The sequence below is a fragment of the Ottowia sp. VDI28 genome, assembly GCF_049532675.1.
GTDB lineage: Bacteria > Pseudomonadota > Gammaproteobacteria > Burkholderiales > Burkholderiaceae_C > Ottowia.
On the sequence record NZ_CP149820.1, the window covers coordinates 4,044,098 to 4,068,567 of the forward strand.

At 64.5% G+C, this 24,470-nt stretch carries 18 protein-coding genes and 2 pseudogenes; 10 read left to right on the forward strand and 10 right to left on the reverse strand.

Annotated elements, in window-relative coordinates; genetic code table 11:
• Nucleotides 1–14 precede the first annotated feature (14 nt).
• Complete coding sequence (locus WJU18_RS19185) at nt 15–1,109, forward strand: VWA domain-containing protein (protein ID WP_423454822.1); 1,095 nt, start codon at nt 15–17, stop codon at nt 1,107–1,109.
• Between the two features lie 691 nt (nt 1,110–1,800).
• Here the strand turns inward: WJU18_RS19185 and lolD are convergent.
• Both lolD and WJU18_RS19195 read right to left on the reverse strand, forming a co-directional pair.
• A complete protein-coding gene (gene lolD, locus WJU18_RS19190; RefSeq protein WP_423454824.1) occupies nt 1,801–2,508 on the reverse strand; it encodes a lipoprotein-releasing ABC transporter ATP-binding protein LolD in 708 nt (235 codons plus the stop codon).
• Nucleotides 2,501–3,763: a lipoprotein-releasing ABC transporter permease subunit gene (locus WJU18_RS19195; RefSeq protein WP_423454826.1), complete on the reverse strand. Its 1,263-nt coding sequence runs from the start codon at nt 3,761–3,763 to the stop codon at nt 2,501–2,503. The genes lolD and WJU18_RS19195 overlap by 8 nt, the downstream gene beginning before the upstream one ends.
• Before the next feature lie 167 nt (nt 3,764–3,930).
• Here WJU18_RS19195 and WJU18_RS19200 point away from each other — a divergent pair, with 167 nt between their 5' ends.
• Complete coding sequence (locus WJU18_RS19200; RefSeq protein WP_423454828.1) at nt 3,931–4,896, forward strand: phosphoglycerate mutase; 966 nt, start codon at nt 3,931–3,933, stop codon at nt 4,894–4,896.
• Between the two features lie 15 nt (nt 4,897–4,911).
• Nucleotides 4,912–6,622: pseudogene (gene recJ / locus WJU18_RS19205) on the forward strand (single-stranded-DNA-specific exonuclease RecJ).
• Between the two features lie 382 nt (nt 6,623–7,004).
• Here the strand turns inward: recJ and coaD are convergent.
• The 5 genes from coaD to WJU18_RS19230 form a co-directional block, all read right to left on the reverse strand.
• The gene (gene coaD, locus WJU18_RS19210) at nt 7,005–7,499 is read right to left on the reverse strand and encodes a pantetheine-phosphate adenylyltransferase (RefSeq protein ID WP_423454830.1); all 495 of its coding nucleotides are present in this window, start codon (nt 7,497–7,499) and stop codon (nt 7,005–7,007) included.
• A gap of 26 nt (nt 7,500–7,525) precedes the next feature.
• Nucleotides 7,526–8,122, reverse strand: a complete 597-nt coding sequence (gene rsmD / locus WJU18_RS19215; protein ID WP_423454832.1) for a 16S rRNA (guanine(966)-N(2))-methyltransferase RsmD — start codon at nt 8,120–8,122, stop codon at nt 7,526–7,528.
• Nucleotides 8,123–8,175: 53 nt separating this feature from the next.
• The gene (locus WJU18_RS19220) at nt 8,176–9,279 is read right to left on the reverse strand and encodes an L-talarate/galactarate dehydratase (protein ID WP_423454834.1); all 1,104 of its coding nucleotides are present in this window, start codon (nt 9,277–9,279) and stop codon (nt 8,176–8,178) included.
• A gap of 50 nt (nt 9,280–9,329) precedes the next feature.
• Nucleotides 9,330–10,247, reverse strand: coding sequence for a 5-dehydro-4-deoxyglucarate dehydratase (gene kdgD, locus WJU18_RS19225; RefSeq protein WP_423454836.1), 918 nt, complete (start codon nt 10,245–10,247; stop codon nt 9,330–9,332).
• Nucleotides 10,248–10,372: 125 nt separating this feature from the next.
• The gene (locus WJU18_RS19230) at nt 10,373–11,158 is read right to left on the reverse strand and encodes a FadR/GntR family transcriptional regulator (protein WP_423461047.1); all 786 of its coding nucleotides are present in this window, start codon (nt 11,156–11,158) and stop codon (nt 10,373–10,375) included.
• A gap of 132 nt (nt 11,159–11,290) precedes the next feature.
• On the opposite strand from WJU18_RS19230, the pseudogene WJU18_RS19235 reads away from it, so the two are divergent.
• From WJU18_RS19235 to garD, 3 genes and pseudogenes are all read left to right on the forward strand, one after another.
• Nucleotides 11,291–12,585, forward strand: a pseudogene (locus WJU18_RS19235) (glucarate dehydratase family protein).
• 72 nt (nt 12,586–12,657) lie between these two features.
• Nucleotides 12,658–13,653, forward strand: coding sequence for a Bug family tripartite tricarboxylate transporter substrate binding protein (locus WJU18_RS19240; RefSeq protein ID WP_423454837.1), 996 nt, complete (start codon nt 12,658–12,660; stop codon nt 13,651–13,653).
• Between the two features lie 6 nt (nt 13,654–13,659).
• Nucleotides 13,660–15,222, forward strand: coding sequence for a galactarate dehydratase (gene garD, locus WJU18_RS19245; RefSeq protein ID WP_423454839.1), 1,563 nt, complete (start codon nt 13,660–13,662; stop codon nt 15,220–15,222).
• A 45-nt stretch (nt 15,223–15,267) separates the two neighbouring features.
• On the opposite strand, the gene WJU18_RS19250 is transcribed toward garD, so the two are convergent.
• From WJU18_RS19250 to WJU18_RS19260, 3 genes are all read right to left on the reverse strand, one after another.
• Nucleotides 15,268–16,404, reverse strand: coding sequence for an ABC transporter substrate-binding protein (locus WJU18_RS19250; RefSeq protein WP_423454841.1), 1,137 nt, complete (start codon nt 16,402–16,404; stop codon nt 15,268–15,270).
• A gap of 134 nt (nt 16,405–16,538) precedes the next feature.
• The gene (locus WJU18_RS19255) at nt 16,539–17,882 is read right to left on the reverse strand and encodes a M16 family metallopeptidase (protein ID WP_423454843.1); all 1,344 of its coding nucleotides are present in this window, start codon (nt 17,880–17,882) and stop codon (nt 16,539–16,541) included.
• 3 nt (nt 17,883–17,885) lie between these two features.
• The gene (locus tag WJU18_RS19260) at nt 17,886–19,316 is read right to left on the reverse strand and encodes a M16 family metallopeptidase (protein WP_423454845.1); all 1,431 of its coding nucleotides are present in this window, start codon (nt 19,314–19,316) and stop codon (nt 17,886–17,888) included.
• Between the two features lie 94 nt (nt 19,317–19,410).
• Here WJU18_RS19260 and selD point away from each other — a divergent pair, with 94 nt between their 5' ends.
• The 4 genes from selD (at nt 19,411) to WJU18_RS19280 (ending at nt 24,452) form a co-directional block, all read left to right on the forward strand.
• Nucleotides 19,411–20,496 carry a selenide, water dikinase SelD gene (gene selD / locus WJU18_RS19265; protein ID WP_423454847.1) on the forward strand — a complete coding sequence of 362 codons (1,086 nt, stop codon included), beginning with the start codon at nt 19,411–19,413 and terminating at the stop codon, nt 20,494–20,496.
• Between the two features lie 44 nt (nt 20,497–20,540).
• Nucleotides 20,541–21,785 carry a signal recognition particle-docking protein FtsY gene (ftsY, locus tag WJU18_RS19270; protein ID WP_423454849.1) on the forward strand — a complete coding sequence of 415 codons (1,245 nt, stop codon included), beginning with the start codon at nt 20,541–20,543 and terminating at the stop codon, nt 21,783–21,785.
• Nucleotides 21,786–21,858: 73 nt separating this feature from the next.
• A complete protein-coding gene (locus tag WJU18_RS19275; protein WP_423454851.1) occupies nt 21,859–22,950 on the forward strand; it encodes an NAD(P)/FAD-dependent oxidoreductase in 1,092 nt (363 codons plus the stop codon).
• A gap of 293 nt (nt 22,951–23,243) precedes the next feature.
• Complete coding sequence (locus WJU18_RS19280; RefSeq protein ID WP_423454853.1) at nt 23,244–24,452, forward strand: ABC transporter substrate-binding protein; 1,209 nt, start codon at nt 23,244–23,246, stop codon at nt 24,450–24,452.
• The last annotated feature ends 18 nt before the right edge of the window (nt 24,453–24,470 follow it).

The window sequence follows — 24,470 nt, forward strand, 5'->3', positions numbered from 1 at the left end:
TACTTAGTTGGTTTATGAGTCTGTCTTGGTCCTCCCTCTGGCAATGGCCTGCGGGTATTCCGCAGCCCAACTTCCTGTGGCCGCAGTTTCTGTGGCTGCTGCTGGTGCTGCTCCTGCTGGCGCTGCTTTATGTGTGGCTGATGCGGCGCAAGAAAAAGCTCGCGGTGCGCTATGCGAGCCTCTCGATCGTCAAGGAAGCCATGGGCAAGGGCCTGGGCTGGCGGCGCCATGTGCCGCCTCTGTTGTTGCTGATTGCCCTCGCGCTCATGCTGTTGGCCAGCGCCCGGCCTGTGGCCGTGGTGTCATTGCCCTCCAATCAGCAGACCATCATCCTGGCGATGGATGTATCAGGCAGCATGCGCGCCACCGATGTCGAGCCCAACCGCTTGGTGGCCGCCCAAAACGCAGCCAAGACTTTCATCAGCCAATTGCCCCGCCATGTGAAGGTAGGCGTGGTGGCGTTCGCCGGTTCGGCGCAGGTCGCGCAGTTACCCACGGTGAACCGCGAAGACCTCGTGACGGCCATTGACCGCTTTCAGCTGCAGCGCGCCACCGCCACCGGCAATGCGATTGTCATCTCCCTGGCCACGCTGTTTCCTGATGCCGGCATAGAGTTGCAGCAGCTCAGCGTCGACCGCATGCGCGACATGGGCAGCCGCTCGCTCGACCAATCGCCGCCCAAGCACGACAACTTCGTGCCCGTCGCGCCTGGCTCCTACACTTCGGCCGCCATCATCATGTTGACGGACGGGCAGCGCACCACCGGGGTCGATCCGCTCGAAGCCGCCAAGATGGCTGCCGATCGGGGGGTGCGCGTGTACACGGTGGGCATTGGCACGGTGGATGGCGAAACCATCGGGTTCGAAGGGTGGTCAATGCGGGTGCGGCTGGATGAAGCCACCCTGAAAACCATCGCCCACCAGACCGCCGCCGAGTACTTTTATGCGGGTACGGCGGCGGACCTGCACAAAGTCTATGAAACGCTCAGCAGCCGCCTGACCATCGAGAAGAAGGAAACCGAGATTTCCGCTCTTTTCGCCCTGGCTGCGGCTGTGTTGGCGCTGCTGGCGGCGGGGCTGTCTGTGCTCTGGTTCAACAGGATTTTGTAAGGCGGGCGGTAAGCCTGTGCCTGTTCCGTAATGCCCGGATGGCTGTCGGGCATTATGATCAGGAGATTGGGGAAGGAACAGCCGGGTGGAAGTGGCTCTGTGAAAGCCCCCATCCCAACCTTCCCCCAGTGGGGGAAGGAGTAAGACAGCGGAGCGCAGCGAAGCCTGTTGATGCCAGGGCCGAGCGAAGCGATGGCTCGAGCCGCGGGTCCCCTCTGGCCGTGCCGAGGAGCGCAGAGCGAGGGGTGGGCAGGAGCACTGCAAGATGCTCCTGCTTCGTGCTCTGACTTGCTGCAGCTGTTTGAGCGTAGTGAACGAAGTGAACGCAGCGAGTTCTGCAGCACCACCCCCGGATGGCCGGCCCCTCGATCGAGCACCGCAGGTTGCCCGTAGCGTAGCGAAGGGACACGGCAAGTGGGGTCGCCTTTTCTTGGGTTACCTTCTTTTGGCGACGCAAAAGAAGGTGACTGCACTGCCGGGGGCAATCCCGGCCTCCGACCTTAAATCAAACAACAGAGGGACATTAGGAAGCAGAAGGCCGCTCAGATCAACCGACCGTGAAAGCCCTCACCGGATGGCCGGCCCCCCAGCCCTCTCCCAGAGGGAGAGGGAGCAAAACCCAGCGTAGGCATAAACGCCCCCCACGAGCGAACGAGCCCCTGTATGGCGAAGGCCTTGAAAGGCATGTGCCTTAAGCCAACTTGCCCCGCTCCAACCGGAGAGTTCTGCCGCATCTGGCCGCCAGCGCATCGTCGTGCGTCACCAGCACGAAGGCCGTGCCGTGTTCCCGGGCCAGCCTCAGCATCAACTCGAACACGCCATCGGCCGTTCCCCGGTCCAGGTTGCCCGTGGGCTCATCGGCCAGCACGCAGGCCGGCTGCGTGACCAGCGCCCGCGCGATTGCCACCCGCTGGCGCTCGCCGCCGGACAACTCCGACGGGCGATGATGGACGCGCTCGGTGAGCCCCACCTGAGCCAGTATGCGCCCAGCCACTTGCGCGGCTTGGGGGCGGGGCATGCGCCGGATCCATAGCGGCATGGCCACGTTTTCCAGCGCACTGAACTCGGGCAGCAAATGGTGAAACTGATAGACGAAGCCTAGATGCTGATTGCGCAGCGCGCCTTGCTCGGCCGGTGAAAGGCTGCTGAAATCCTTGCCCGCCAAACGCACGCTGCCGCTTGTGGGGGCGTCCAGGCCCCCCAGCAGGTGAAGCAATGTGCTTTTGCCAGAGCCTGATTGGCCGACAATGGCCATCGTCTCCCCGGCGTGCACGGTCAGGTCCAGGCCTTGCAGAACGGTCACATCGAGCGGGCCCTCGTGAAAGCGCTTGGAAACTCCGTTCGCCTCCAGCACGGCCTGGGCCTGCCGGACGGATGCATGTACAGCCATCTCACTCATAGCGCAAGGCCTCGGCAGGGTTGACCCGGCTGGCTCGCCAGCTCGGGTACAGGGTGGCAACGAAGGAAAGAATCAGGGAAATGACGGCGATGGGAACGATGTCGCCGCGTTGGGGATCACTGGGGACCTCGCTGATCAGGTAGACATCCTTCGGCAGGAAGCTGGCATGCAGAAGGTGCTCCAGCGCCGGCACGATGACATCGATATTGAAGGCAATCAGAAGCCCCAGAATCAGGCCTCCCAGAGTGCCGACGACCCCCACCATGGCGCCCTGCACCACGAATATGCCCATGATGCTCCTGGGGCTCGCGCCCAGAGTGCGCAAGATGGCGATATCGGCGCGCTTGTCCTGCACCGTCATGACCAGCGTGCTGACCAGGTTGAATGCGGCCACGGCCACGATCAGCGTGAGGATGATGAACATCATCCGCTTTTCAAGCTGCACGGCGGAAAACCAGGTGCGGTTCTGGCGTGTCCAGTCAAGCAGCAGCAGATCGCCGCTCACGGTACGGGCCAGTTGGTTGGTGACTTCAGGCGCCTCGTTCAGATCGCGCAGCTTCAGGCGGATGCCGGTCGGCCCTTCGAGGCGGAAGATGCGCTCGGCGTCGTCGATGTGCAGCATGGCCAGCGTCGAATCGTATTCATAATGGCCGGAATTGAAGGTGCCCACCACTTTCATTTGCTTCAGGCGGGGCACCACGCCTGCGGGCGTGACTTGGCCGCTGGGCGCGATCAGGGTCACCTGATCGCCCTCGCTCACGCCCAGGCTGCGCGCCAGGTCGCTCCCCAGCAGAATGCCGAATTCCCCTGGCACGAGCTTCTTGAGGGTGGTGTCCTTCAGTTGCGCCGCGATGTCGGTCACCTGCGGTTCCATGGCGGGATCGATGCCTCGGATCAGGGCGCCTCGCATGGTCTCGCCGCGGGCCAGCAGGCTTTGCGCCCCCACGAAGGGGGCCGCCCCGATCACCTCGGGGTTGGAGCGCACCTCCGAGAGCGTGCGCTGGGGGTCAGGCAAAGCCCCGCCATCAGGTGAAAACACCTCGACATGCGAGATCACGCTCAGCATACGGTTGGTCACTTCCATTCGAAAACCGTTCATCACGGACAGAACGATGATCAAGGCAGCGACACCGAGGGCAATGCCCAGCATGGAAGCCGCCGAGATGAAGGAAATGAAACCGTTGCGCCGGGAGGCCCGGCCGGCACGCGTGTAGCGCCAGCCAAGCAGCATTTCATAGGGCGCGCGTTGAAACATCAGCAGATTCTTTGAAAAACGCCTTCTTCCCTTGCGGGGAAAGGAGAAAGTTGACGAAATACCCCGGCGATCCCCGAACAGGAATGAGGTGGTCTTTTGTGTGACCCCTGTTGAAATGAGTCCACCGGAAGAAAGAGCCATTGTGGCATCCCGGACAATAGGGCCCTATGTCTTCTCCCGAGCCGTTGCGACACCTGATCATTCCTGGCGCCCTGCTGCCCCTGCCGGACGATCAGCCGCGCCCTGCGCTGCCGCCCCTGCCTCACCTGGATGCGCTGCTGCGCCGCATGAAGCCCGTCGGCGCCATCGTGTGCGACGACGAAACCCCGAGCGATCCGGCCGAGCTGGCCACGGCCCGCGCGCTGGGGCTGCCTTCGGAGCCTGGGCGCATTCCCTGGGCGGCGCTGGAAACCGGCACCATCGGCACGCCCTGCGCCTGGCTCATGCCGTGCCACTGGCAATTGGGCATGGACCATGTGCTGCTGACCGACCCTGTGCATCTTCAGTTGGGCGAAGACCAATCGCGCGCCCTCCTCTCCACCGCCGAGCCGCTGTTGCGGGAAGACGGCATCGCGACGCGCTATCTCATGCCCAATGCCTGGCTGGCGCAAGGCGAGGTGTTTCGCGCGCTTTCCACGTGGTCCATGACGCGCGCCACCGGCAGACGCCTGACGCCAGCCCTGCTGGCCAGCACGCCCGTGGAAAAAGATGCCGCCCTGCTGCGCCGGCTGCAAAGCGAATTGCAGATGCTGTTCTACACCCATCCGGTCAACGAGGCACGGGAAAGCGCCGGCCAGTTGCCGATCAATGCCCTCTGGATCAAAGGCGCGGGCGTATTGGACGAGCCGCATCCGCCCCGTGCCGATGTGCTGGTCGAGAGCCGCCTGGTGCTCGCCGAACAGGCGCAAACCGGCGCCACCCTCGAACAGGCCACAGCCGCCCACCATGAAGCGTGGAAGGCCCTGGATGCCGACACAGGAGCCCGGCTGCTGGCCGCGCTGCAGGCCGGCCAGGATGTGCGCCTGACCTTGTGCGGGCCACGCCAGGCGCTTGAGCTGGCACCAGCGCCGCAGAGCTGGGCAAGCCGGATCTCCTCTTTTTCAGCCCGCCGCCGCCGCTGGGCGAACTTTTGAAGCCGCTATGACGCCATGAAAATCGAAGTACGCGATATCCCCCCCGTGCCGCCTGGACACTGGAACAAGCTGGCGTGCACCCTCTGCTGGCACGCCTTTTCGCCGCCCGAGGCATTGCGAGCGCAGATGATCTGGATGCCAGTCTGGCGCGCCTGCTGCCGCCATCTGACCTGCGAGGCGCGCAGGAGGCCGCTGCGCTGCTGGCCGATGCCATCGCCGCGCAGCAAAGGCTTTGCATCGTGGCCGACTATGACTGCGATGGCGCCACCGCCTGCGCCGTGGGCATGCGCGGCCTGAAGCTGTTGGGTGCGGCGAACGTCGAGTATCTGGTGCCCGACAGGGTGATCGACGGCTACGGGCTTACCGCGCCCATCGCCGAACGCGTGGCCGCGCGCAAGGCCGACATGCTGATCACCGTGGATAACGGGATCGCCAGCATCGAAGGTGTAGCGGCCGCGCGCGCCGCGGGGTTGAAGGTGCTGGTGACCGACCACCACCTGCCGGGCGCGGAGCTTCCCGTCGCGGACGTGATCGTCAACCCCAATCAGCCGGGTTGTGCCTTCGAGAGCAAATCCATTGCTGGTGTGGGCGTGATGTTCTATGTGCTGCTGGCCCTGCGGGCGGAGTTGCGCGCGCGGGGGCGTTCGATGCGGCCAACCAGCCCAAGCTGGATACGCTTTTGCCCCTGGTGGCGCTGGGCACCGTGGCTGACGTGGTCCGGCTTGATGCCAACAACCGCCGCCTGGTGGCGCAGGGGCTGCGGCGCATCCGTGCGGGGCAGATGCCCGCCGGGCTGAACGCGCTGTTCTCCGTGGCTGGCCGCCAGGCCCTGAAGGCCACCACGTTCGATTTCGGTTTTGCCCTGGGGCCCCGCATCAACGCCGCCGGCAGGCTGGCCGACATGACGCTGGGAATCGAGCTGCTGCTGACCGACGATGCCGCGCGTGCCGCCGAGCTGGCCGCCACGCTGGACGGGATCAATCGCGAGCGCCGCGAGATCGAGGGCGGCATGCGCGAGCATGCCATGCAGGTGGCCGAGTCGCTGTTCGATTCCGAAGAGCAGGAACCACCCACGGCACTATGTGTGTTCGATCCGGATTTTCATGAAGGCGTGGTCGGTATCGTCGCCTCGCGGTTGAAGGACAAGCTGCACCGGCCTACTTTCGTTTTTGCGTCCAGCGGGGCGCCGGGGCGCGAGCATGAATTGAAGGGCTCGGGCAGATCGATTCCGGGCTTTCATTTGCGCGACGCGCTGGATCTGATCGCCAAGCGCCACCCTGGCGTGCTGCTCAAGTTCGGCGGCCACGCGATGGCTGCGGGCTGCACCATCACGGAGGAGTATTTCGATACCTTCGAACAGGCTTTGCAGCAGGTCGCCGCCGAATGGCTGGATGCGGCCACGCTCACCCGCCGGCTGGCCACCGATGGCCCGCTGGCGCCTGAATACCGGCGGCCGGATCTGATCGACACCTTGCACCATGAGGTGTGGGGCCAAGGCTTCGCGCCGCCCATTTTCAGCGAGGAAGTCGAGGTGCTGAGCCAGCGGCTGGTGGGCGAAAAGCATCTGGCACTGAAGCTGCGCCACCAGGGGCAGCCGGTGGATGGCATCTGGTTTGGCCACAGCGCCCCCCTGCCTTCGCGGGTGCTATTGGCCTTTCGGCTGGAAACCGACGAATGGCAAGGCGTGCGGCGCGTGCGCTTCCTGGTGGAAGGGGCGCAGGTCTGAGGGGCTCTGCTATTTATGGGGGGTTGCAGGGCACTGAGGGGGGAGAGTGGGAAATGGACAGCCGTTGAGAAAGTGGCGCGGTGAAAGCCCCCATCCCTGCCTTCCCCCAATGGGGGAAGGAGTAAAACAGCGGAGCGCAGCGAAGGGACACGTCCAGTGGGGTCGCCTTTCTTCTGCCTACTCTTCTTTGGCGACGCAAAGAAGAGTAGGTGCACTGCCGGGGGCAATCCCGGCCTCCGACTTCAATTCAAACAGCAGAAGGTAATTAGAAAGCACGGAGAACGAACAACCGCCGCTGACCCTCACCCCTGCCCTCTCCCGCAAGCGGGAGAGGGAGCCAAACCCCGCGTGGCAAAGACCTTGAAAGGCACGGCCCCACGCGCTAACTTTTTCCTGCTTTCTTCTCTTTCAGCTGCTGCAACACCAGCGGTGACACATAAGGCGCCACGTCGCCGCCCAGTTGGGAAATCTCGCGGATCAAGGTGCTGCTGACGGATTGCAGGGTCGCCTCGGGCGTCAGGAAAATGGTTTCGACATCGGGCGCCAGGTTGCGGTTCATGCCGGCAAGCTGGTATTCGTAGTCGAAATCGGTCACGCCGCGCACGCCGCGCACCATGACCTTGCCGCCACGCGCTACCACGAAATCACGCACCAGCCCCTCGAAAGGCTCCACGGTGACGTTGCCGATGCGGTCGGCGGCATCTTGGGCCAGGGCCAGCCGCTCGTCAAGGCTGAACAAGGTCTTCTTGTGGTGAGCTCTGGCCACCGCGATGATGACTTGGTCGAACAGCCCCGCCGCGCGGCGCACGATGTCTTCGTGGCCGAGCGTCATGGGATCGAAAGTACCGGGGTAAACGGCGATCACGCCACGGCTCATCGGGAATCTCCTCAGTTTCGCGGGCATTATGCCGGTGCGCGCTGCAGAAGGTGCGCGTGCACGGCGCCGGCCTTCAGATGGCGGTATGGAATCAGGCCGAGCGCGCGCACTTCGGCCTCGTCAGCCAGCGCGGGCGCCTCCAGATAAACCCACCCGCCAGACCGCACGGCGGGTGCGGCAGCGGCGAGCGCCTCGCTGAACAAGTTGGCGCCGAAGGGAGGATCGAGCAGCGCCAGATCGATGCTGCCCGCGGCCTGTGCCCGCAGCGCGGCAATCCCGTCGCCGCGCTGTACGCGCACCGCATCGGCCTTCAGACGATCTTTCAGGGCGCGAAGATTGGCCGCCAGGGCGGCATCCTGCTCGACCAGCAGCACATCAGCCGCCTCACGCGAAGCGGCTTCAAGGCCCAGCGCGCCCGTGCCGGAAAAGGCGTCCACACAGCGCCACCCCCTCAGATCCTGCCCGAGCCAGTTGAACAGGGTTTCGCGCACGCGATCAGGGGTTGGACGCAGGCCGGGCTTGTCGGCCACCGGCAGCCGGGTGCGACGCCATTGGCCGCCGATGATGCGCACGACATGCGGAGCGGCATCGGTGCGCCGGGTGGAGGGCTTGGTGGTTGTCATGGCGCCATTGTCGCCCGCCGCCCTTTCTGCGGGAAAACGCCAGGATCAGGCGGTCATGCATCCACGCGCCATCGCTTGGCCTGCTCGGACAAGCTGAACCCGAGCCCGGGCCTCTCGGGCAGCATCATCTGCCCGTCCTTGATTTCCAGGCGCTCGTTGAACGCCGGCTCCAGCCATTCGATGTGCTCGACCCAGGCCTCGTGCGGGTAAGCACACCCCATGTGGATATGGATCTCCATCACGAAATGAGGCGCCAGTTTCAGGCGGTTCAGGTCGGCACTGTTGGCGATCTTCAGAAACGGCGTGATGCCCCCCACGCGCGGCACGTCGGGCTGCAGGAAGGTGACGGAACGATGGTTGATCAGTTCGCAGCATTCGGCCACGCTGCTGAGCATCTCGCCCGTGGCGATCGGCGTATCAAGCCGTGCGCTCAATTCCGCGTGCCCGCGATAGTCGTAGGCATTGGTGGGTTCCTCCAGCCACACCAGTTGGTAAGGCTCCAGCATTCTTCCGGCCCGCAAGGCCGTGGTGAAATCCCATTGCTGATTGGCGTCCACCATCATCGGCACGCCATCGCCCACATGCTTGCGGACGGCCGCGACCCGCTCGATGTCCTTCTTCAGATCAGGCTGCCCCACTTTCAGCTTGATGCCGCCGAGGCCGCGCTCCAGGGAGCGCTCCACATTCGACAGCACCTCCGAGAGTGGCGCGGAAAGATATCCTCCCGAGGTGTTGTAGCAGGGAACGCTGTTTCTGTAGGCGCCCAACAGCTTTCCGATGGACACGTTGGCTGACTTGGCCTTCATGTCCCACAGGGCCACATCGAAAGCCGCGATGCTCTGCACGGATACGCCGGTCCTCGAGACGGAAGCCCCCAGCCAGGCCAGCTTTTCCCACAGGCGGCCGATGTCGTTCGGGTCCTCCCCGATGAGCGCTTCCGCCAGGTCTTTCGCGTGCGCCAGCAGGGCCGAGCCCCCGGCCCTGAGCGAATAGCTGAACCCGAAGCCTCTGGCGCCGTTCACCGTCTCGATGGTGGCCGTGAGCAGATCGACCGCGGCCAGCGGTTTCTGGCGGCCCGTAAGCACTTTGGCATCGCTCAGCGGCTTCGCAAGAGGTATGCGATAGAGTTCGACTTGAACGTTCTTGATGGGATCCATGGTGGCAAGCGCTTTTCTTGTCGATCTTGTTGTCTATCTTGTCTTCTTGTCTATTGGGGGCCGAGCTTCTCGATCAACGCTGCCAGGTCTTTCACCTCGGCATCGGTCAGATCCGACAAGGGCGGGCGCACCGGGCCGGCGCCATGGCCGACGATCCGCGCGCCGGCCTTGACGATGCTCACGGCATAGCCCGCGCCACGGTTGCGGATGTCCAAATAAGGCATGAAGAAGTCCTTGAGCAATTGGTGCTGCGTCTGGTGGTCATCGTCGCGCACCGCTTCATAGAACTTCATCGCGGTCTTGGGAATGAAATTGAAGACTGCGGAGGAATAGACCGGCGTGCCCAACGCCTTGTAGGCAGCGGCATAAACCTCGGCCGTGGGCAGCCCCCCCAGGTAACTGAAGCGGTCCCCCATTTTCTGGTAGACCGCCACCATCGCCTCGATGTCGCCCACGCCATCCTTGAAGCCCACGAGGTTGGGGCAGCGCTCGGCCAGCACCGCCAGCGTCTCGGGCTTGTACTTCGCCTGCGCGCGGTTGTAGACGATGACGCCGAACTTCACGCTCTTGCATATCGCCTCCACATGGGCGATCAGGCCCTCCTGGCCGGCTTCGGTCAGGTAGTGCGGCATCAGCAGAACGCCGTGCGCACCGGCTTTTTCAGCCGCCTGGGCATAGGCGATGGCTTGGCGGGTGGGACCACCGGCCCCCGCGATGATGGGCACGGTGCCTCGGCAGGTGTCCACGGCTGTGCGGATGATGTCCGGGTACTCATCCGGTGAGAGCGAAAAGAATTCGCCCGTTCCTCCGGCCGCAAACAAGGCAGAAGCCCCATAGGGCGCCAGCCACTCCAGGCGCCTGATATAGCCGGCACGATCGAAATCGCCGTTGGCGTCGAAATCCGTGACGGGAAAGGACAGCAAGCCAGAACTCATGAGGTGCTTGAGTTCCTGAGGCGAGAAGCTCATGGTGTGATCCTGTGAAAGAACGAGGGTGGGAATCCGGGTGATCGTGGATGACCGGCTTAACTTATCAGTCATCGTACAACTAAAGACAAGTATCTGGCAAGCCTTTCCTCACGGTTATCCTCAGATTACGCCGACTGCCCTGCTTGGCCGCCCTCGCGCTGGGCCTCTTCCCTGGCGACGCGCAAGCGCTCGCGGCTGTTGGTGAGGTGGATGCGCATGGCCGCGCGTGCGGAGTCGGGATCACGCCTGGCGATGGCAGACAGGATTTCCTCGTGCTCGCGGTTCACCCGGCTGAGGTACTCCCCCCGGTCCTGGCTGCGGATCGAGTGCAGGCGCGTGCGGGGGATGATGGTGGCGCCCAGGTGGGTCATGATGTCCGCGAAATACGGGTTGCCGGTGGCTTGGGCGATCAGCAGATGAAAACGGAAGTCCGGGGACACCGTATCTCCCGCTGTGCGCACGTTGCGCTCGAACTCATCCAGCGCCCCGCGCATGCCCAGCAACTGCTCTTCGGTACGGCGCAAGGCCGCCAGGCCGGCGGATTCCGTTTCCAGGCTGATGCGCAACTCCAACACCGCCAGCACGTCCGCCGTGGTCGCGATATCGGCGGCCTCCAGCCGGAACATGCCCGCCATGCCGCTGCCGCGCGGTTGCAGCACGAAGGTCCCAATACCGTGATGCGTCTCTACCAGGCCCGCGGCTTGCAGCCTCGAGAGCGCCTCCCGCACCACGGTACGGCTGACGCCATACGCCTGCATGATGGCCGACTCGGTGGGCAGCTTGTCGCCGGGCTGCAACTGCCCTTCCCGGATCTTTCCGCCAAGGTCTTCCGTCAGGCCCTCGGCCAGGTTGCGGCCGCGCCGCCGCGGCAGCGCCCCCCGTGTGGCGTCCGGTTCATGATGCAGAGACATCCCCGTTGACAGATTTGGCATGCGCTCATCATAATTGCTCGTCATGTTGTACGACAACAGATAACATACATCAAAAATCACGGCCCTTACCTTCCAGCAGACTCTCCACCGGCTCGCCCTACCCGTTCAACGATGATCACCTCCCACTCGATCCGCCATGTTCGCATCACGCCCATCGCCTTCCGCGATCCGCCATTGCTCAACGCCGCGGGTATTCATGAGCCCTGGGCGCTGCGCTCGATCATCGAGATCGAGACGGCCTCGGGCTGGATCGGGATCAATGAGAGCTATGGCGACCAGCCCATGCTGGAAGCGCTGGCCAAGGCGGCGCCGGCCTTGACGGGGCTTTCCCCGTGGGCGCTCAACGAAATGGAACGCCGCGTGGCGGCGCTGGTCGCGCCGCTGACGCAAACGGCCTCAGGGTTCCTGGGCCAGCATATTTCTCTCGCGCCGGGCACCCACGTGGCCAAGACAGTGGCCAAGGTCATCAGCGCCTTCGAGGTCGCCATGCTCGACCTGCAAGGCCAGCTCAATGGCGCGCCTATTGTCGATCTGCTGGGGGAGCGGTCCGTGAAAGCGTGCCTTTTTCCGCCTATCTTTTCTACAAATACGCCGAACATATCGACAAGCCCTACCCACCCGATCCCTGGGGCGAAACGCTGACGCCGGAACAGCTCGTCGCTCAGGCGCAGCGCATGATCGGGCAGTACGGCTTCCAGAGCATCAAGCTCAAGGCCGGAACCCTGCCCCCGGAAGAGGAAGCCGCGGGCGTTCGGGCGCTGGCACAAGCCTTTCCCGGCAAACCCCTGCGCATCGACCCCAATGGCAACTGGACGGTCGAAACCAGCCTGAAGATCGTGCAGCAACTGCGAGGCCTGCTCGAATACTACGAAGATCCGGCGCCCGGCCTGGAAGGCATGGCGGCCGTGGCACGCGAATGCGAAGTGCCGCTGGCCACCAACATGGTGGTCACGGATTTCGCCGAGTTCCGCCGCAATGCCGACATGGGCTGCCCTGTGAAAATCGTGCTGAGCGACCACCATTACTGGGGTGGCCTGCGCGCCACGCAGCGGCTTTCCACGCTCTGCCAGACATTCGATCTGGGTTTGTCGATGCACAGCAACTCCCACCTGGGTATCAGCCTGGTGGCCATGACGCACCTCTGCGCCAGCGTGCCGCAACTGACCTATGCCTGCGACACGCACTACCCCTGGCAAGACGATGAGGTCATCGAAGGCGGCCGGCTGCAATTCGACCAAGGCAGCCTGAAGGTACCCACGGCGCCCGGCCTGGGCGTGACACTGGACCATGAAGCGCTCGCCCGCCTGCACGACAACTATCAGCGCTGCGGCATCCGCTTTCGTGATGACCTGGCCCAGATGCGCAAGTACGACCCCAGCTTCACGGGGGCTCAGCCTCGTTTTTAAGTTTTTGAACAAGCCGCGACATCCATCCAAGAAGACGGCCCCAGCCATTCCACCGCAACACAGGAGACATTCATGCAACGCCGCACCCTGATTCACCGCTCCCTTGCCACCGGCACCCTGCTGCTGACCGGCACCCTGGCCTCTTTACCCGCCATGGCACAAGGCCAATGGCCGACGGGCAAGCCCATCACTTACCTGGTGCCTTTCGCGCCCGGCGGGAATACGGATACCCTGGCCCGGGTGATCGCGCAGCCCTTGGGCGCGGCCTTGGGCACGCCGGTCGTGATCGACAACAAGGGCGGCGCCGGCGGCAGCGTGGGCTCTGCCATCGCCGCGCGCGCACCGGCTGATGGCTACCTGATCCTGGGCGGCACGATCAGTTCGCATGCGATCAACGTGAGCCTGTATCCCAAGCTGGACTACGACCCGATCAAGTCCTTTGCACCGGTGGCCATGCTGGGCTCCGGCCCCTTGGTGCTGGTGGTGCCGTCCTCCAGCCCCTACAAGACGCTCAATGATGTGCTGGCCGCGAGCAAGGCCAAGCCGGGCGGTTTGTCGTCGGCCTCGGCCGGTACCGGGACCTCGCCGCACATGGCACTCGAATTCCTGGCCTATCAGTCTGGAGTGAAGTTCACGCACGTGCCCTACAAGGGCAGCGGCCCGGCCGTGCAGGACGTGGTCAGCGGACAAGTGGACATGATGTTCGACACCACGCTGATCGTGGGACCCCACATCCAGTCGGGCAAGCTGCGCCCGATCGCCGTGACGAGCGCCAAACGGCTGGAATCGCTGCCCGACGTGCCCACCGTGGCTGAATCAGGCCAGAAGGGTTTCGAGGTCGGCTCCTGGCAGGCCGTGTTCGCGCCCGCCCATACGCCCAAGCCTGTCGTGGACCGCCTGCACAGCGAGATCATGAAGATCATCGCCACGCCGGAAGTTCAGGCGCGCCTGAAAAGCTTCGGCATGCTGCCCTCCAGCATGAGCCCAGCGGAACTCGGCGAATTCCAGAAAGCGGAAGTCGCCAAATGGGCCCAGGTGGTCAAGTCGGCGGGCATCAAGGTGGATTGATCTTTCATGGAGACCCCCGCACCGCTGTATATCCGGATGCACGAGGCCGACAACGTGGCCATCGTGGCCAATGACGGGGGCTTGCCAGCCGGCACCGTGTTTCCCTGCGGGCTCACGCTGGCGGACAAGATACCGCAGGCGCACAAGGTGGCGCTTGCGGACATCTCCGCAGGGGCGCCGGTGATTCGCTACAACGTGGTCATCGGCTACGCGCTGAAGGATCTGCCTCGCGGCGGCTGGGTGCATGAGCGCCTGCTGCGCATGCCGGAGGCGCGCGCGCTGGAGGGCCTGCCCATCGCCACCGTGAAGCCGCCCGCGCTCCCGCCCTTGGAGGGCTATACCTTCGAAGGCTACCGCAACCCGGATGGCTCTGTCGGCACGCGCAACATCCTGGCGATCACGCAGACCGTTCAATGCGTGGCGGGCGTGACCGAATTCGCCGTGCGGCGCATCAAGGCTGAACTCCTGCCCCGCTACCCTCATGTGGACGACGTGGTGGCACTGGAACACAGCTATGGCTGCGGCGTGGCGATTGATGCCCCCGACGCCGTAGTGCCGATCCGCACGCTGCGCCATATCAGCTTGAACCCCAACTTCGGCGGCGAGGTGATGGTCGTCAGCCTGGGCTGCGAGAAGCTGCAGCCCGAGCGGCTGCTGCCGCCGGATGCCATCCCGCTGGTAGACGAGCGCGACGCCGTGCCTGCCCCTCTTGATGTGGTTTGCCTGCAGGACGACGCGCATGTCGGCTTCATGTCGATGGTCGAGTCGATCATGCGCCAGGCGAAGGGGCATTTGGCGCGCTTGGATGCCCGCCGCCGCGAGACCGTGCCTGCCAGCGAACTGGTGGTCGGCGTGCAGTGCGGCGGCAGCGACGCCTTCAGCGGCGTGACGGCCAACCCGGCCGTAGGCTTCTGCACCGATCTGCTCGTACGCGCCGGTGCCACAGTGATGTTCAGCGAAGTCACGGAAGTGCGCGACGGCATCGACCAACTCACCGCCCGCGCCGCCACGCCCGAGGTGGCGCAGGCCATGATCGATCAGATGGCCTGGTATGACGCGTACCTGAGCAAGGGGCGCGTGGACCGCAGCGCCAATACGACCCCGGGCAACAAGAAGGGCGGCCTCTCCAATATCGTCGAGAAAGCGATGGGCTCCATCGTCAAGAGCGGCTCATCGGCCATCACGGGCGTGCTGGCGCCAGGCGACAAGGTACGGAGCAAGGGCTTGATCTATGCAGCCACGCCGGCCAGTGACTTCATCTGCGGCACGCTGCAATTGGCCGCGGGAATGAATCTGCACGTGTTCACGACCGGCCGGGGCACGCCCTATGGGCTGGCCCAGGTGCCAGTCATCAAGGTCGCCACCCGCTCGGAGCTGGCGCGCCGCTGGCACGATCTGATGGACGTGGATGCCGGCACCATTGCCACGGGCCGGAAAACCATTGAGGAAGTGGGCTGGGAGCTGTTCCGGCTGATGCTCGATGTGGCCAGCGGCCGCCGGAAAACCTGGGCCGAGCAATGGAAACTGGCCAATGCGCTGGTGCTGTTCAACCCGGCGCCAGTGACTTGAGCACCTACTTGCATTCAGCGCTGCTGGTGGATTCTGGCTTTCGTCCTAACCTATCTCCCGCCCATCCGCCGTCAACATGCTCTGGGTGACATAGCTGCCGCGCGCGTCATAGGCCACCCGGAACCCGCCCAAATCCATCGCCTGGCGTTGCTGGAAGGCCGCCAGCACGCTGGCGCGGTCGATGGAGCCCTGAATGCCCGCCAGTACCTGCTGCGTGTAGCGCGCCGCCAGATAGCCCGCCAGGCTGAGAGAAGATGTGGGCTCGTCGAACAGGCGCGCCAGCGTGGCCCGGTAAGACATCACCACGGGCAACGATGACCGCGCCAACGGCACCACTTGCGCGGCGATGACCGGGATCCGCAACGAGGCGCCCATTTGCCGCAGGATCTGCAGGTTCACGTCGGCCAGCGCGATCACATAGCGCTGGCGAGCCTGATCGGCGAGGCCCTGGGTGAAACGGGCCAATTCGGGCGTACCGCCAAGAAACAGCATCACGGCCGGGGCCTGCGCGCTTACGCGCCGGCCGAGTTCACGGGGATCGCCAGTGCCTGTCAGCTCCACCAGCTTCAATTGCAATGTGGCAGCCACCCGGGAGACCCCCTCCTGGTACAGATCGCGATCGCGCGCCGAAGCGTACACCGCGCCGATCTCGCGCACGCCCACCAGTGACTGCGACTTCAGCGCATACACCAGTTGCGCCTGGCGGTTGGCAAAAATGGGAAAGGTGTGGTCGTCCCCTTGCTCGATATCCTGCAGCCAGGGCGCGGCGTGCGCCAGCGCGAGCTTCTCGGAAACCATGTACTGCCTCAGTTGGCGGGCCGCCGCCTCCGACACGGTGCCGCTCACGGCCACGATCGATGGGTTGTCGCGCAGCTCGGCGAGCGCGGTACGCCCATCGGCGGTGGTGGTGTTCACCTCCAGCTTGCGGTGCGCCACAGTGCGGCCACGCGCGCCGCCGCGGGCGCTCCAATCCTGCCAGGCGGCCAACGAGCCGATGAAAAAATCCTTGGCGACATCCTGCTGGCTAGGCGCTGTATCGACGATTTGCAGCACCGTGGGGGGATCGTTCCGTGCCTTCGAGGATTGGGCGAGCACGGCGGGAGCGGCCAAGAGGCTGGCGGCGCTGGCGGCCCCGCCACGCAGCAAGGAGCGGCGTGTGAAGGCCGGAGAAACGAACGTCATGGTAACAAAGCGTATCTCAAGACCATGACAAATTCATGAAACTTGGGACCGCCAAGCTCCAGCTTGACATTCGTACGCCTCAGACACGCTGCACTGCCAAGCTGGAGCTTGGCGGTCCCAGGAGGACGTTGGGCTCAGGAGCCGCCTACCACCACTGTCACCATTTTTTCTGGCTGGAGCTTGCGCGCGAAGGCGGCCTTGATATCGGCAGCGGTGACTTGACCCACGTTATGTACCCAAGTATCCAGGTAGTCGAGTGGCAGGCCGTTCCATGCGATGCTGGCCACGTTGGCGAGCAGCTTCGCGTTGGAATCGATGCGCAGCGCGAAGCCGCCTTGCAGGTAATCCTTGGCAGCCTTGAGTTCGGCTTCTGTCGGGCCGCGTGCGATGAAATCCGCCAGGACCTGGCGCGATACCTGCACGGCTTCGGCCGCCTGGTCCGGACGCGTCTGCAGGGTGATGGTGAAGGCACCTGCCTGCAAGCCCGGAGAAAAATAGCTGCCCACGGAATAGGACAGGCCGCGCTTTTCACGCACTTCCTCGGTCAGGCGCGACACAAAGCCGCCGCCGCCCAGGATGTAGTTGCCCACCAGCAGCGGAAAGTAGTCGGGATCATTGCGCTTGAAGCCCGGTTGGCCGATCAGCACGTGTGCCTGCGCGGATTGAAAGGGAATGAGCTCCTCTTTCGGCGCCGCGAGAGGGGCCACCTCGGGCAAGGCCGGCAATGGCTGGCAGGCCCCGCTCTCAGATTTGGGCAGGCGCGCCAGCAGTTGAGTCACCAGCGCGTCGGCCTGCTCGCGTGTCACGGCGCCGACGATACTCACCTTGGCCCGGCAGGGCTGCACCCCCTCGTCGTAGCGCGCGCGCATGTCGGCCAGCGAAATGGCGGCCAGCGACTCCGGCGTGGCCTGATAGCCATACGGGTGCGAGCCGAATACAGCTTTGCGATAGGCGTCGCCGGCAATGGTGCCGGGGCGTGTGCGAGACTCCTTGATGGAGGCCGTGATGCGTTCACGTTCCCGCTGCCAGACGGCCTCGGGCCAAGCCGGTTCCCCCAGCTCGCGAGCGGCCAGACGAACGGCTTTTTGAAGCAGATCGGGTTCTGTCAACGTCCGCAAGCGGAAGCTCATCTCGTCGCGCCCGGCGCTGCCGCCGAAGCTGGCGCCGAGATCAGCCCAGGCTTCGCCCAGTTGGTTTTCATCCAGCGCGGGCTCTCCGCCGGCCGCGCGTACGCCCTTGCCGGCCATCAGCGCGGTGACATCGGCCAGACCTGCCTGGGCAGCGGTATCGCGCCGGCTGCCGGCATCAAAATCGACTTCCACATCCAGCATGGGAATGGACGGGCTTTCCACCAGGAACACCTGCGCACCGCTGGCCTGCGTCCAATGCTGGATGGGAATGGCCGCGAACGCCGAAGCCGGGAAGCCGAGAGCCATGGCCAGCATGGCGCCGGCTGCTGTTTTCTTCATGATGTTCATAACTCAGTGCCTCGTGCCGGGGGCAGGCGTGCGCGGTTTCCAGTTCGGATCCCGGGGTTGAGGCAGCAAGGTGCCTACGGTCAATTGATCGTCGCCAAAGTAGCGCTGGGCAACTGATTTCACCTGGGCGGCTGTAATCCCGCGCAAACGCGTGATCAGACGCTCGTCGGCGTCCGGCGGAAACCCTTGGGCCCAGAGGCTGCCCAGCTCCTGTGCCTGGGCCATCACGGAATCGAGCTTGTAGACCTCGCTGGCAACCCATTGCGTCTTGACGCGCGCCAGCTCGGCCTCGCTGATGCCCTCGCGCGCGATGAGCGCCACCTGCTCGCGCAGCGCTTTTTCCACTTCGGCGGCGGTTTTTCCGGCCGCGGGCACGCCCGAGAGCGAGAACAGTTGCGGGCCGCGTCCCATCAGGCCGTTGCCGGCGCCAGCGCCATCGGCGACGCGGTCAGGTCCTTGGGTCAGCGCGCGCTCCAGCCGGGCGCCGCTGTAGCCATCCAGAACCGCCGACAGCACGGTCAGGGCTAGCGCATCGTCGTTGCCGGGCGTAGGCTCCAGGCCCTTCAGGCTCGGGACCTTGAACGAAAGCGACACCACGGCTTGCTCTGCCGGCGCCTTGACCTGAATGCGGCGCTCGCCCATCTGCGCCGGCTCCTCGCGCGGCTTGCGCACAGGCACGGCGCGGGCAGGAATACTCCCGTAATATTTACGCGCCAAGGCCAGCACCTTCTGCGGATCGACGTCGCCAGCCACCACCACGGCGGCATTGGCGGGCACATACCAGCGCTGGTAGAACGCGCGCGCATCGTCAGCCGTGAGCGAATCCAGATCACCCATCCAGCCGACCACCGGCCTGCGATAGGGCGACGCGATGAAGGTCACGGCCGTCTGCTGCTCCCGGAGCATCGAGCGCGGGTTGTCGTCGGTACGCATGCGGCGCTCTTCCTTGACGACCTCCAGTTCCTTGGCGAACTCCTCGTCGCTCCAGCGGTTGTGGGCGAAACGGTCGGCCTCCAGCGCCATCACGTCGGCCAGCCGGGCGGCGGGTACTTGCTGGTAATAGCCGGTGTAGTCGCTGGTGGTGAAAGCGTTCTCCCGCCCTCCCAGCGCCGCGACCTTGCGCGAAAACTCTCCCGGCTTGAGCTTTTTCGTGCCCTTGAACATCATGTGCTCAAGCACGTGGGCCACACCGGTGGTGCCGTCGACCTCATCCATCGAGCCTACCCGCACCCAGAGCATGTTCACCACGGTAGGCGCCCGGTGATCGGGCTTGACGATGACCGTGAGGCCATTGTCGAGTTTGAACTGGCTGACTTGGGTGGAAGGCGATGTGGACGCACGCGAAGGCTGAGACTGCGCAAAGCCGCTCGAGGACGCCCCGAGCAAGCCCCACAGCAATACGCCGCCCACGACACGGAAAGCGGTTGGTTTCATGATCGAGAAATGGGAAATAGGCAAATCAGACACAAGCTGTCTTTAGTGTGCAGCATTTCCTTGGGGTTCCCTTAAAAGTAGCTTAAGGGCCACCATGGGAGACAATCGGCCCTATGAGTGGAAAAACCGCCCCCCTGATACAGAACCCCGCCTGACTTCGCTCTCGCATGGCGGAGGCTGCGGCTGCAAGATCGCGCCCGGCGTGCTCTCCAGTATCTTGCGCGGCACGGGTGCCATGCCGATCCCGCCAGAATTGCTGGTGGGCATCGAGACCTCTGACGATGCCGCCGTCTACCGGCTGAACGACAAGCAGGCCCTGGTAGCCACGACCGACTTTTTCATGCCCATCGTGGATGATCCGTTCGATTTCGGGCGCATTGCCGCCGCGAACGCCTTGTCCGACGTTTATGCCATGGGCGGCACCCCGATCATGGCGCTGGCACTGGTAGGCATGCCGATCAACGTCCTTTCCACCCAGACCATCGGCCGCATCCTGGAAGGCGGCGCATCGGTGTGCCGCGAAGCCGGCATCCCAATCGCTGGCGGCCACACCATCGATTCGGTGGAACCGATCTATGGTCTGGTCGCGCTCGGGCTGGTGCACCCTGACCGGGTCAAGCGCAATGCCAGCGCGCAGGCGGGCGATGTCCTGGTGCTGGGCAAGCCGCTCGGCGTGGGCATCCTGTCGGCGGCATTGAAGAAAAATCAGCTCCCTCCCTCGGGTTACGAGCAGATGATCGCCAATACCACCCGGCTGAATCTGGCGGGCCCGGCTCTTGCCGAGGTGCCCGGTGTGCACGCGATGACCGACGTCACCGGCTTTGCCTTGGCCGGCCACGCGCTGGAGTTGGCCCGGGGCGCGGGCCTGACCGCCCAGATCGACTGGTCTGCCGTCCCCCTGCTCCCTGGCGTGCAGGATCTGGCCTCCCAGGGCATCGTGACCGGCGCGTCAGGCCGCAACTGGGCCTCTTACGGGCAAGAAATCACCTTGCCCGAGGGCTTTTCCGAAGCCAGCAAGGCCCTCCTGACCGATCCGCAGACCAGCGGCGGCCTGTTGGTGTCGTGCGCCGCTTCCAGCGCCGATGAGGTGCTGTCTCTATTCAAGCAACAAGGTTTCGCCCACGCGGCGGTCATCGGCAAGGTACTGCCAGCCGGTGAGCGCCCCCTGCTGGTGAAATAAGCCACTCTTTCTACCGTTCCCCAGGCGCCTGCCCCGAAAATCGAATGTTCAGCTTCTTCCGCAAGAAAAAACCAGCGCCCGAGCCCACTCCCATCGAGACGCCAGCGCAGGCCAGCCCGGCAGCCCCGGCCGAGCCCCCCGCGCCCGCGACTCCGCCCGCCGTAGCCGCACCCGCCCCGGTGCCGCCTGTGCCGTCTCCTGCCCCCGTGCCTCCCCCTGCGCCGGTGGCCGCAGCGTTGACGCCGCCCCCCGTACCCGTACCCGTACCCGTACCCGTACCTGCGCCTGTGCCCGTCCCGGCACCAGTGATCGCCGCGCCCACTCCGATAGCCCCTGCTGCCGCAGAACCGCCTGCGCCAACCCCTGAGCCCGTGGCCCGCGCCGGCTGGCTCGACCGCCTCAAAACGGGCCTGCGCAAGACCGGCAGCAGCATTACCACCGTCTTCACCGGCACCCGCATCGATGACGCCCTGTATGAAGACCTGGAAACCGCGCTGCTGCTTGCGGACACCGGCGTCGCCGCGACCGAATTCCTGCTGACCGACCTCAAGCGCCGGGTCAAGGACAGCCGCGCGACCGAGCCGGCACAGGTCAAGGCACTGCTGCAGGACGCGATCGCGGAAATGCTGGCGCCGCTTGAAAAAACGCTGGTCGTGGGCGAATACCGCCCCACGGTGATCATGGTGGCAGGCGTCAATGGCGCGGGCAAGACGACCTCGATCGGCAAGCTCACCAAGCATCTGGCCGACGCTGGCGCGTCCGTGCTGCTGGCGGCAGCCGACACTTTCCGCGCGGCAGCCCGTGAGCAGCTTTCGGTCTGGGCCGATCGCAACCGCGTGGAAATCATCAGCCAGCAGGGCGCCGACCCTTCGGCGGTCAGCTTCGATTCCGTGGCCGCCGGGCGGGCGCGCGGCATGGACGTGGTGCTGGTCGATACCGCCGGACGCCTGCCCACCCAGAAGCACCTGATGGAAGAACTCAGCAAGATCCGCCGCGTGGTCACCAAGGCCGACGTGACGGCGCCGCATGAAGTCTTGCTGGTTATCGACGGCAATACAGGGCAGAACGCCCTGGCTCAGGTCAAGGCCTTCGATGCCGCGGCGCAACTCACAGGCCTGATCGTGACCAAGCTCGACGGCACCGCCAAGGGCGGCGTACTGTGCGCCATCGCGCGGGAGTACCCGGCGCAGGGGCGCCCCATGCCTGTGTACTTCATTGGCGTGGGCGAAAAACTGGAGGATCTGCAGACTTTCAATGCGCGTGAATTCGCGCAAGCCCTACTGGCATGAAACGTCCCCCTCTGCTACGGATTGCAACGTCTGAACGGCAAACCGTTCACCTGGAGCCGATACACTGCACCCCATGACCGTGAACCCCTCCCGGAAACACTTGGTGCTGCTCGGCGCCGGGCGTGCCAATCTGCAGGTGCTCAAAGGCCTGGCCAGACAAACGACAGGCGACATCAGCATCACGCTGGTAGCGCCTCATCCGTATTACATCGAAAGCACCATGCTGCCCGGCTATATAGCCGGTGATTACACGCTCGAAGACGTCCGCATTCCGCTTGACTCCCTCGTGGAAGCCAGCGGCGCCACTTTCGTGCCCGCGCACGTCCATGCGCTCGACCCGGCGACGCGCCGCGTGCAACTCTCCAGCGGCGATGCCCTGCCCTACGATGTGCTCTCGATAGACGTCGAGCCAGCCATCGAGCGCGAGCATGCCGAGACCCTCATGCCTGGCTCGCGCCGCAATGCCTTGTTCGTGCGGCCGCTGGAGAATTTCGTCCAGCTGTGGCCTCAGCTGCAGGCGCTGTCGCATGAGCGCGCCCTTCAGGTGGCCGTGATCGGCAGCGGCGTGGCAGGAGCCGAGATGGCCATGGCGGTCGCGCATGCGCTCGCCAGCCCGCACGGCACCCGTGTGACCTTGATCGCCGGCCATGAGCCTCTGCTGGAAGACCACCCTCCCGGCATGCGGCGGCGGGTACTCAACCGTCTGAAACACCTCAATATCACCCTCCTGCAGGACCGGTGCGCCGGCATGGACGGCCGCGCCTTGCAACTGGAAAGCGGCGCCAGCCTGGTGTGCGATGCGCCGCTGCTCGCGGAGGGCAACGGTGCGCCTGCCTGGCTGCAACAAGCCGGCCTGCTGGACGATGAATCAGGCCATCTCTTGATCAACGAACGGCTGCAGAGCGAGCATCACCGCCAGGTGTTCGTCGTGCCCGAAGACGCGCCAGCCGAAATCGGCCCGGTGCTCGAAGCCAACTTGCGCACCGCCATGCAGGGCGGCTCTTTCAAGAAGGTACCGCTGGATGCCTCCCGCCTGCGCGCCATCAGCGGCGGAGACGGCCATGCCATCGTGGCCTGGGGCCCGTTGAGCCTGGAAGGCCGCGAGGTCTGGAACTGGAAAGACCGGCGCGACCGCCGGCAGCTCCTGTCGCTGTTCAAAATCTAGCCTCAGGACCAGGCGCGTTTTACGCCTCCAAAGCCGGGAAAACCCGCATTTCTCAGCGGTTTAGGTGAAATATACTGCCTACTAATACGCACTTTATTTCATGTTAACGCGTGAAGCGCACGGTGCGTAGAGGAGCTTGTTCGCGGGTTGGACCAGGTGGATCGCGTGACAGCGGGTCCTTGTCATGATTGCGGGCAAGTTCTTAGGGATAACTCATATGGTTACATCCCGATAGATCAACAACAATGCGAGCACCTTGCGCAAAAAACTTGACACCTAAAGGAGTTTCCGTGATGAACCCATCGTCTTCCCGCTCTCTCAGCCGCCGGCTCGTGCTTTCCCGTAGCGCCGCGGTGATCGGGGCCAGTTCCGCTGGCTTGTTGCTGCCGCAGATCGTGCGCGCGCAAAGCAACAAGGTCAGGGTCGGCTTCATGCTGCCCTATACCGGCACCTTTGCCCAGCTCGGCGTGGCGATCGAAAACGGCGTCCGCATGGCGATTGCCGAAAAAGGCGGCAAGCTGGGGGGCCGTGAGATCGAGTGGTTCAAGGTTGATGACGAATCCGAACCTTCCAAGGGCGTGGAAAACGCATCCAAGCTGGTTCAGCGCGACAAGGTGGACGTGCTGATCGGCACGGTGCACTCGGGCGTGCAGATGGGTATCCACAAGGTGGCGCGCGACAGCGGCGTGCTGAACATCATTCCGAACGCCGGCGTTCTCCCGGTCACCCGGGCCCTGTGCGCGCCCAACGTGTTCCGCACCAGCTTCACCAACAGCCAGCCCACCCTGGCGCTGGGCAAGCCCATGATGGACAAGGGCCTGAAGCGCGCGGTCTGGATCACCTGGAAATACGCCGCCGGCGACGATGCCTTCGAGGGCTTCAAGGAAAGCTACACCAAGGCGGGTGGCACCATCGTCAAGGAACTGGGCCTGCCGTTCCCGAACGTGGAGTTCCAGGCATTGCTGACCGAGATCGCCTCGCTCAAGCCCGATGCGGTAGCCTGTTTCTTCGCCGGTGCCGGTGCCGCGAAGTTCATGAAAGATTACGCTGCCGCCGGCCTGCAAGGCAAGATCCCTCTCTATGGCTCGGGCTTCCTGACCGAAGGCGTCCTGGAAGCTGCCGGCCCCGCGGCGGAAGGTGTCTACAGCACACTGCACTACGCAGACTCGCTCGACACACCGCGCAACAAGCAGTTCCGCACGGCCTACGCCAGTCAGTTCAAGATGCAGCCGGACGTCTATGCCGTGCAAGGTTATGACTCTGGCCAACTGCTGCTGCAAGGCATGGCCGCGGTCAAGGGCGACATGTCCAACAAGGCCGCCCTGTACAAGGCCATGGAAACCACCCCCATCGACAGCCCCCGCGGCAAGTGGACCATGAGCAAGGCGCACAACCCGGTGCAGGATATCTATCTGCGCGTGGTCGAAAAAGGTGACAACAAGGTGCTAGGTGTCGCGGCAAAAGCACTTGCCGACTCCGGCGCTGGCTGCAAACTAGCTTAACCCCCTGAGGCGCTTGCG

Excerpts from the sequence above, each read along its gene's own strand:
- WJU18_RS19185 (WP_423454822.1), top strand. The coding sequence starts at position 15 with ATGAGTCTGTCTTGGTCCTCCCTCTGGCAATGGCCTGCGGGTATTCCG.
- lolD (WP_423454824.1), bottom strand. The coding sequence starts at position 2,508 with ATGAGTGAGATGGCTGTACATGCATCCGTCCGGCAGGCCCAGGCCGTG.
- WJU18_RS19195 (WP_423454826.1), bottom strand. The coding sequence starts at position 3,763 with ATGTTTCAACGCGCGCCCTATGAAATGCTGCTTGGCTGGCGCTACACG.
- WJU18_RS19200 (WP_423454828.1), top strand. The coding sequence starts at position 3,931 with ATGTCTTCTCCCGAGCCGTTGCGACACCTGATCATTCCTGGCGCCCTG.
- coaD (WP_423454830.1), bottom strand. The coding sequence starts at position 7,499 with ATGAGCCGTGGCGTGATCGCCGTTTACCCCGGTACTTTCGATCCCATG.
- rsmD (WP_423454832.1), bottom strand. The coding sequence starts at position 8,122 with ATGACAACCACCAAGCCCTCCACCCGGCGCACCGATGCCGCTCCGCAT.
- WJU18_RS19220 (WP_423454834.1), bottom strand. The coding sequence starts at position 9,279 with ATGGATCCCATCAAGAACGTTCAAGTCGAACTCTATCGCATACCTCTT.
- kdgD (WP_423454836.1), bottom strand. The coding sequence starts at position 10,247 with ATGAGCTTCTCGCCTCAGGAACTCAAGCACCTCATGAGTTCTGGCTTG.
- WJU18_RS19230 (WP_423461047.1), bottom strand. The coding sequence starts at position 11,158 with ATGTCTCTGCATCATGAACCGGACGCCACACGGGGGGCGCTGCCGCGG.
- WJU18_RS19240 (WP_423454837.1), top strand. The coding sequence starts at position 12,658 with ATGCAACGCCGCACCCTGATTCACCGCTCCCTTGCCACCGGCACCCTG.
- garD (WP_423454839.1), top strand. The coding sequence starts at position 13,660 with ATGGAGACCCCCGCACCGCTGTATATCCGGATGCACGAGGCCGACAAC.
- WJU18_RS19250 (WP_423454841.1), bottom strand. The coding sequence starts at position 16,404 with ATGACGTTCGTTTCTCCGGCCTTCACACGCCGCTCCTTGCTGCGTGGC.
- WJU18_RS19255 (WP_423454843.1), bottom strand. The coding sequence starts at position 17,882 with ATGAACATCATGAAGAAAACAGCAGCCGGCGCCATGCTGGCCATGGCT.
- WJU18_RS19260 (WP_423454845.1), bottom strand. The coding sequence starts at position 19,316 with ATGAAACCAACCGCTTTCCGTGTCGTGGGCGGCGTATTGCTGTGGGGC.
- selD (WP_423454847.1), top strand. The coding sequence starts at position 19,411 with ATGGGAGACAATCGGCCCTATGAGTGGAAAAACCGCCCCCCTGATACA.
- ftsY (WP_423454849.1), top strand. The coding sequence starts at position 20,541 with ATGTTCAGCTTCTTCCGCAAGAAAAAACCAGCGCCCGAGCCCACTCCC.
- WJU18_RS19275 (WP_423454851.1), top strand. The coding sequence starts at position 21,859 with ATGACCGTGAACCCCTCCCGGAAACACTTGGTGCTGCTCGGCGCCGGG.
- WJU18_RS19280 (WP_423454853.1), top strand. The coding sequence starts at position 23,244 with ATGAACCCATCGTCTTCCCGCTCTCTCAGCCGCCGGCTCGTGCTTTCC.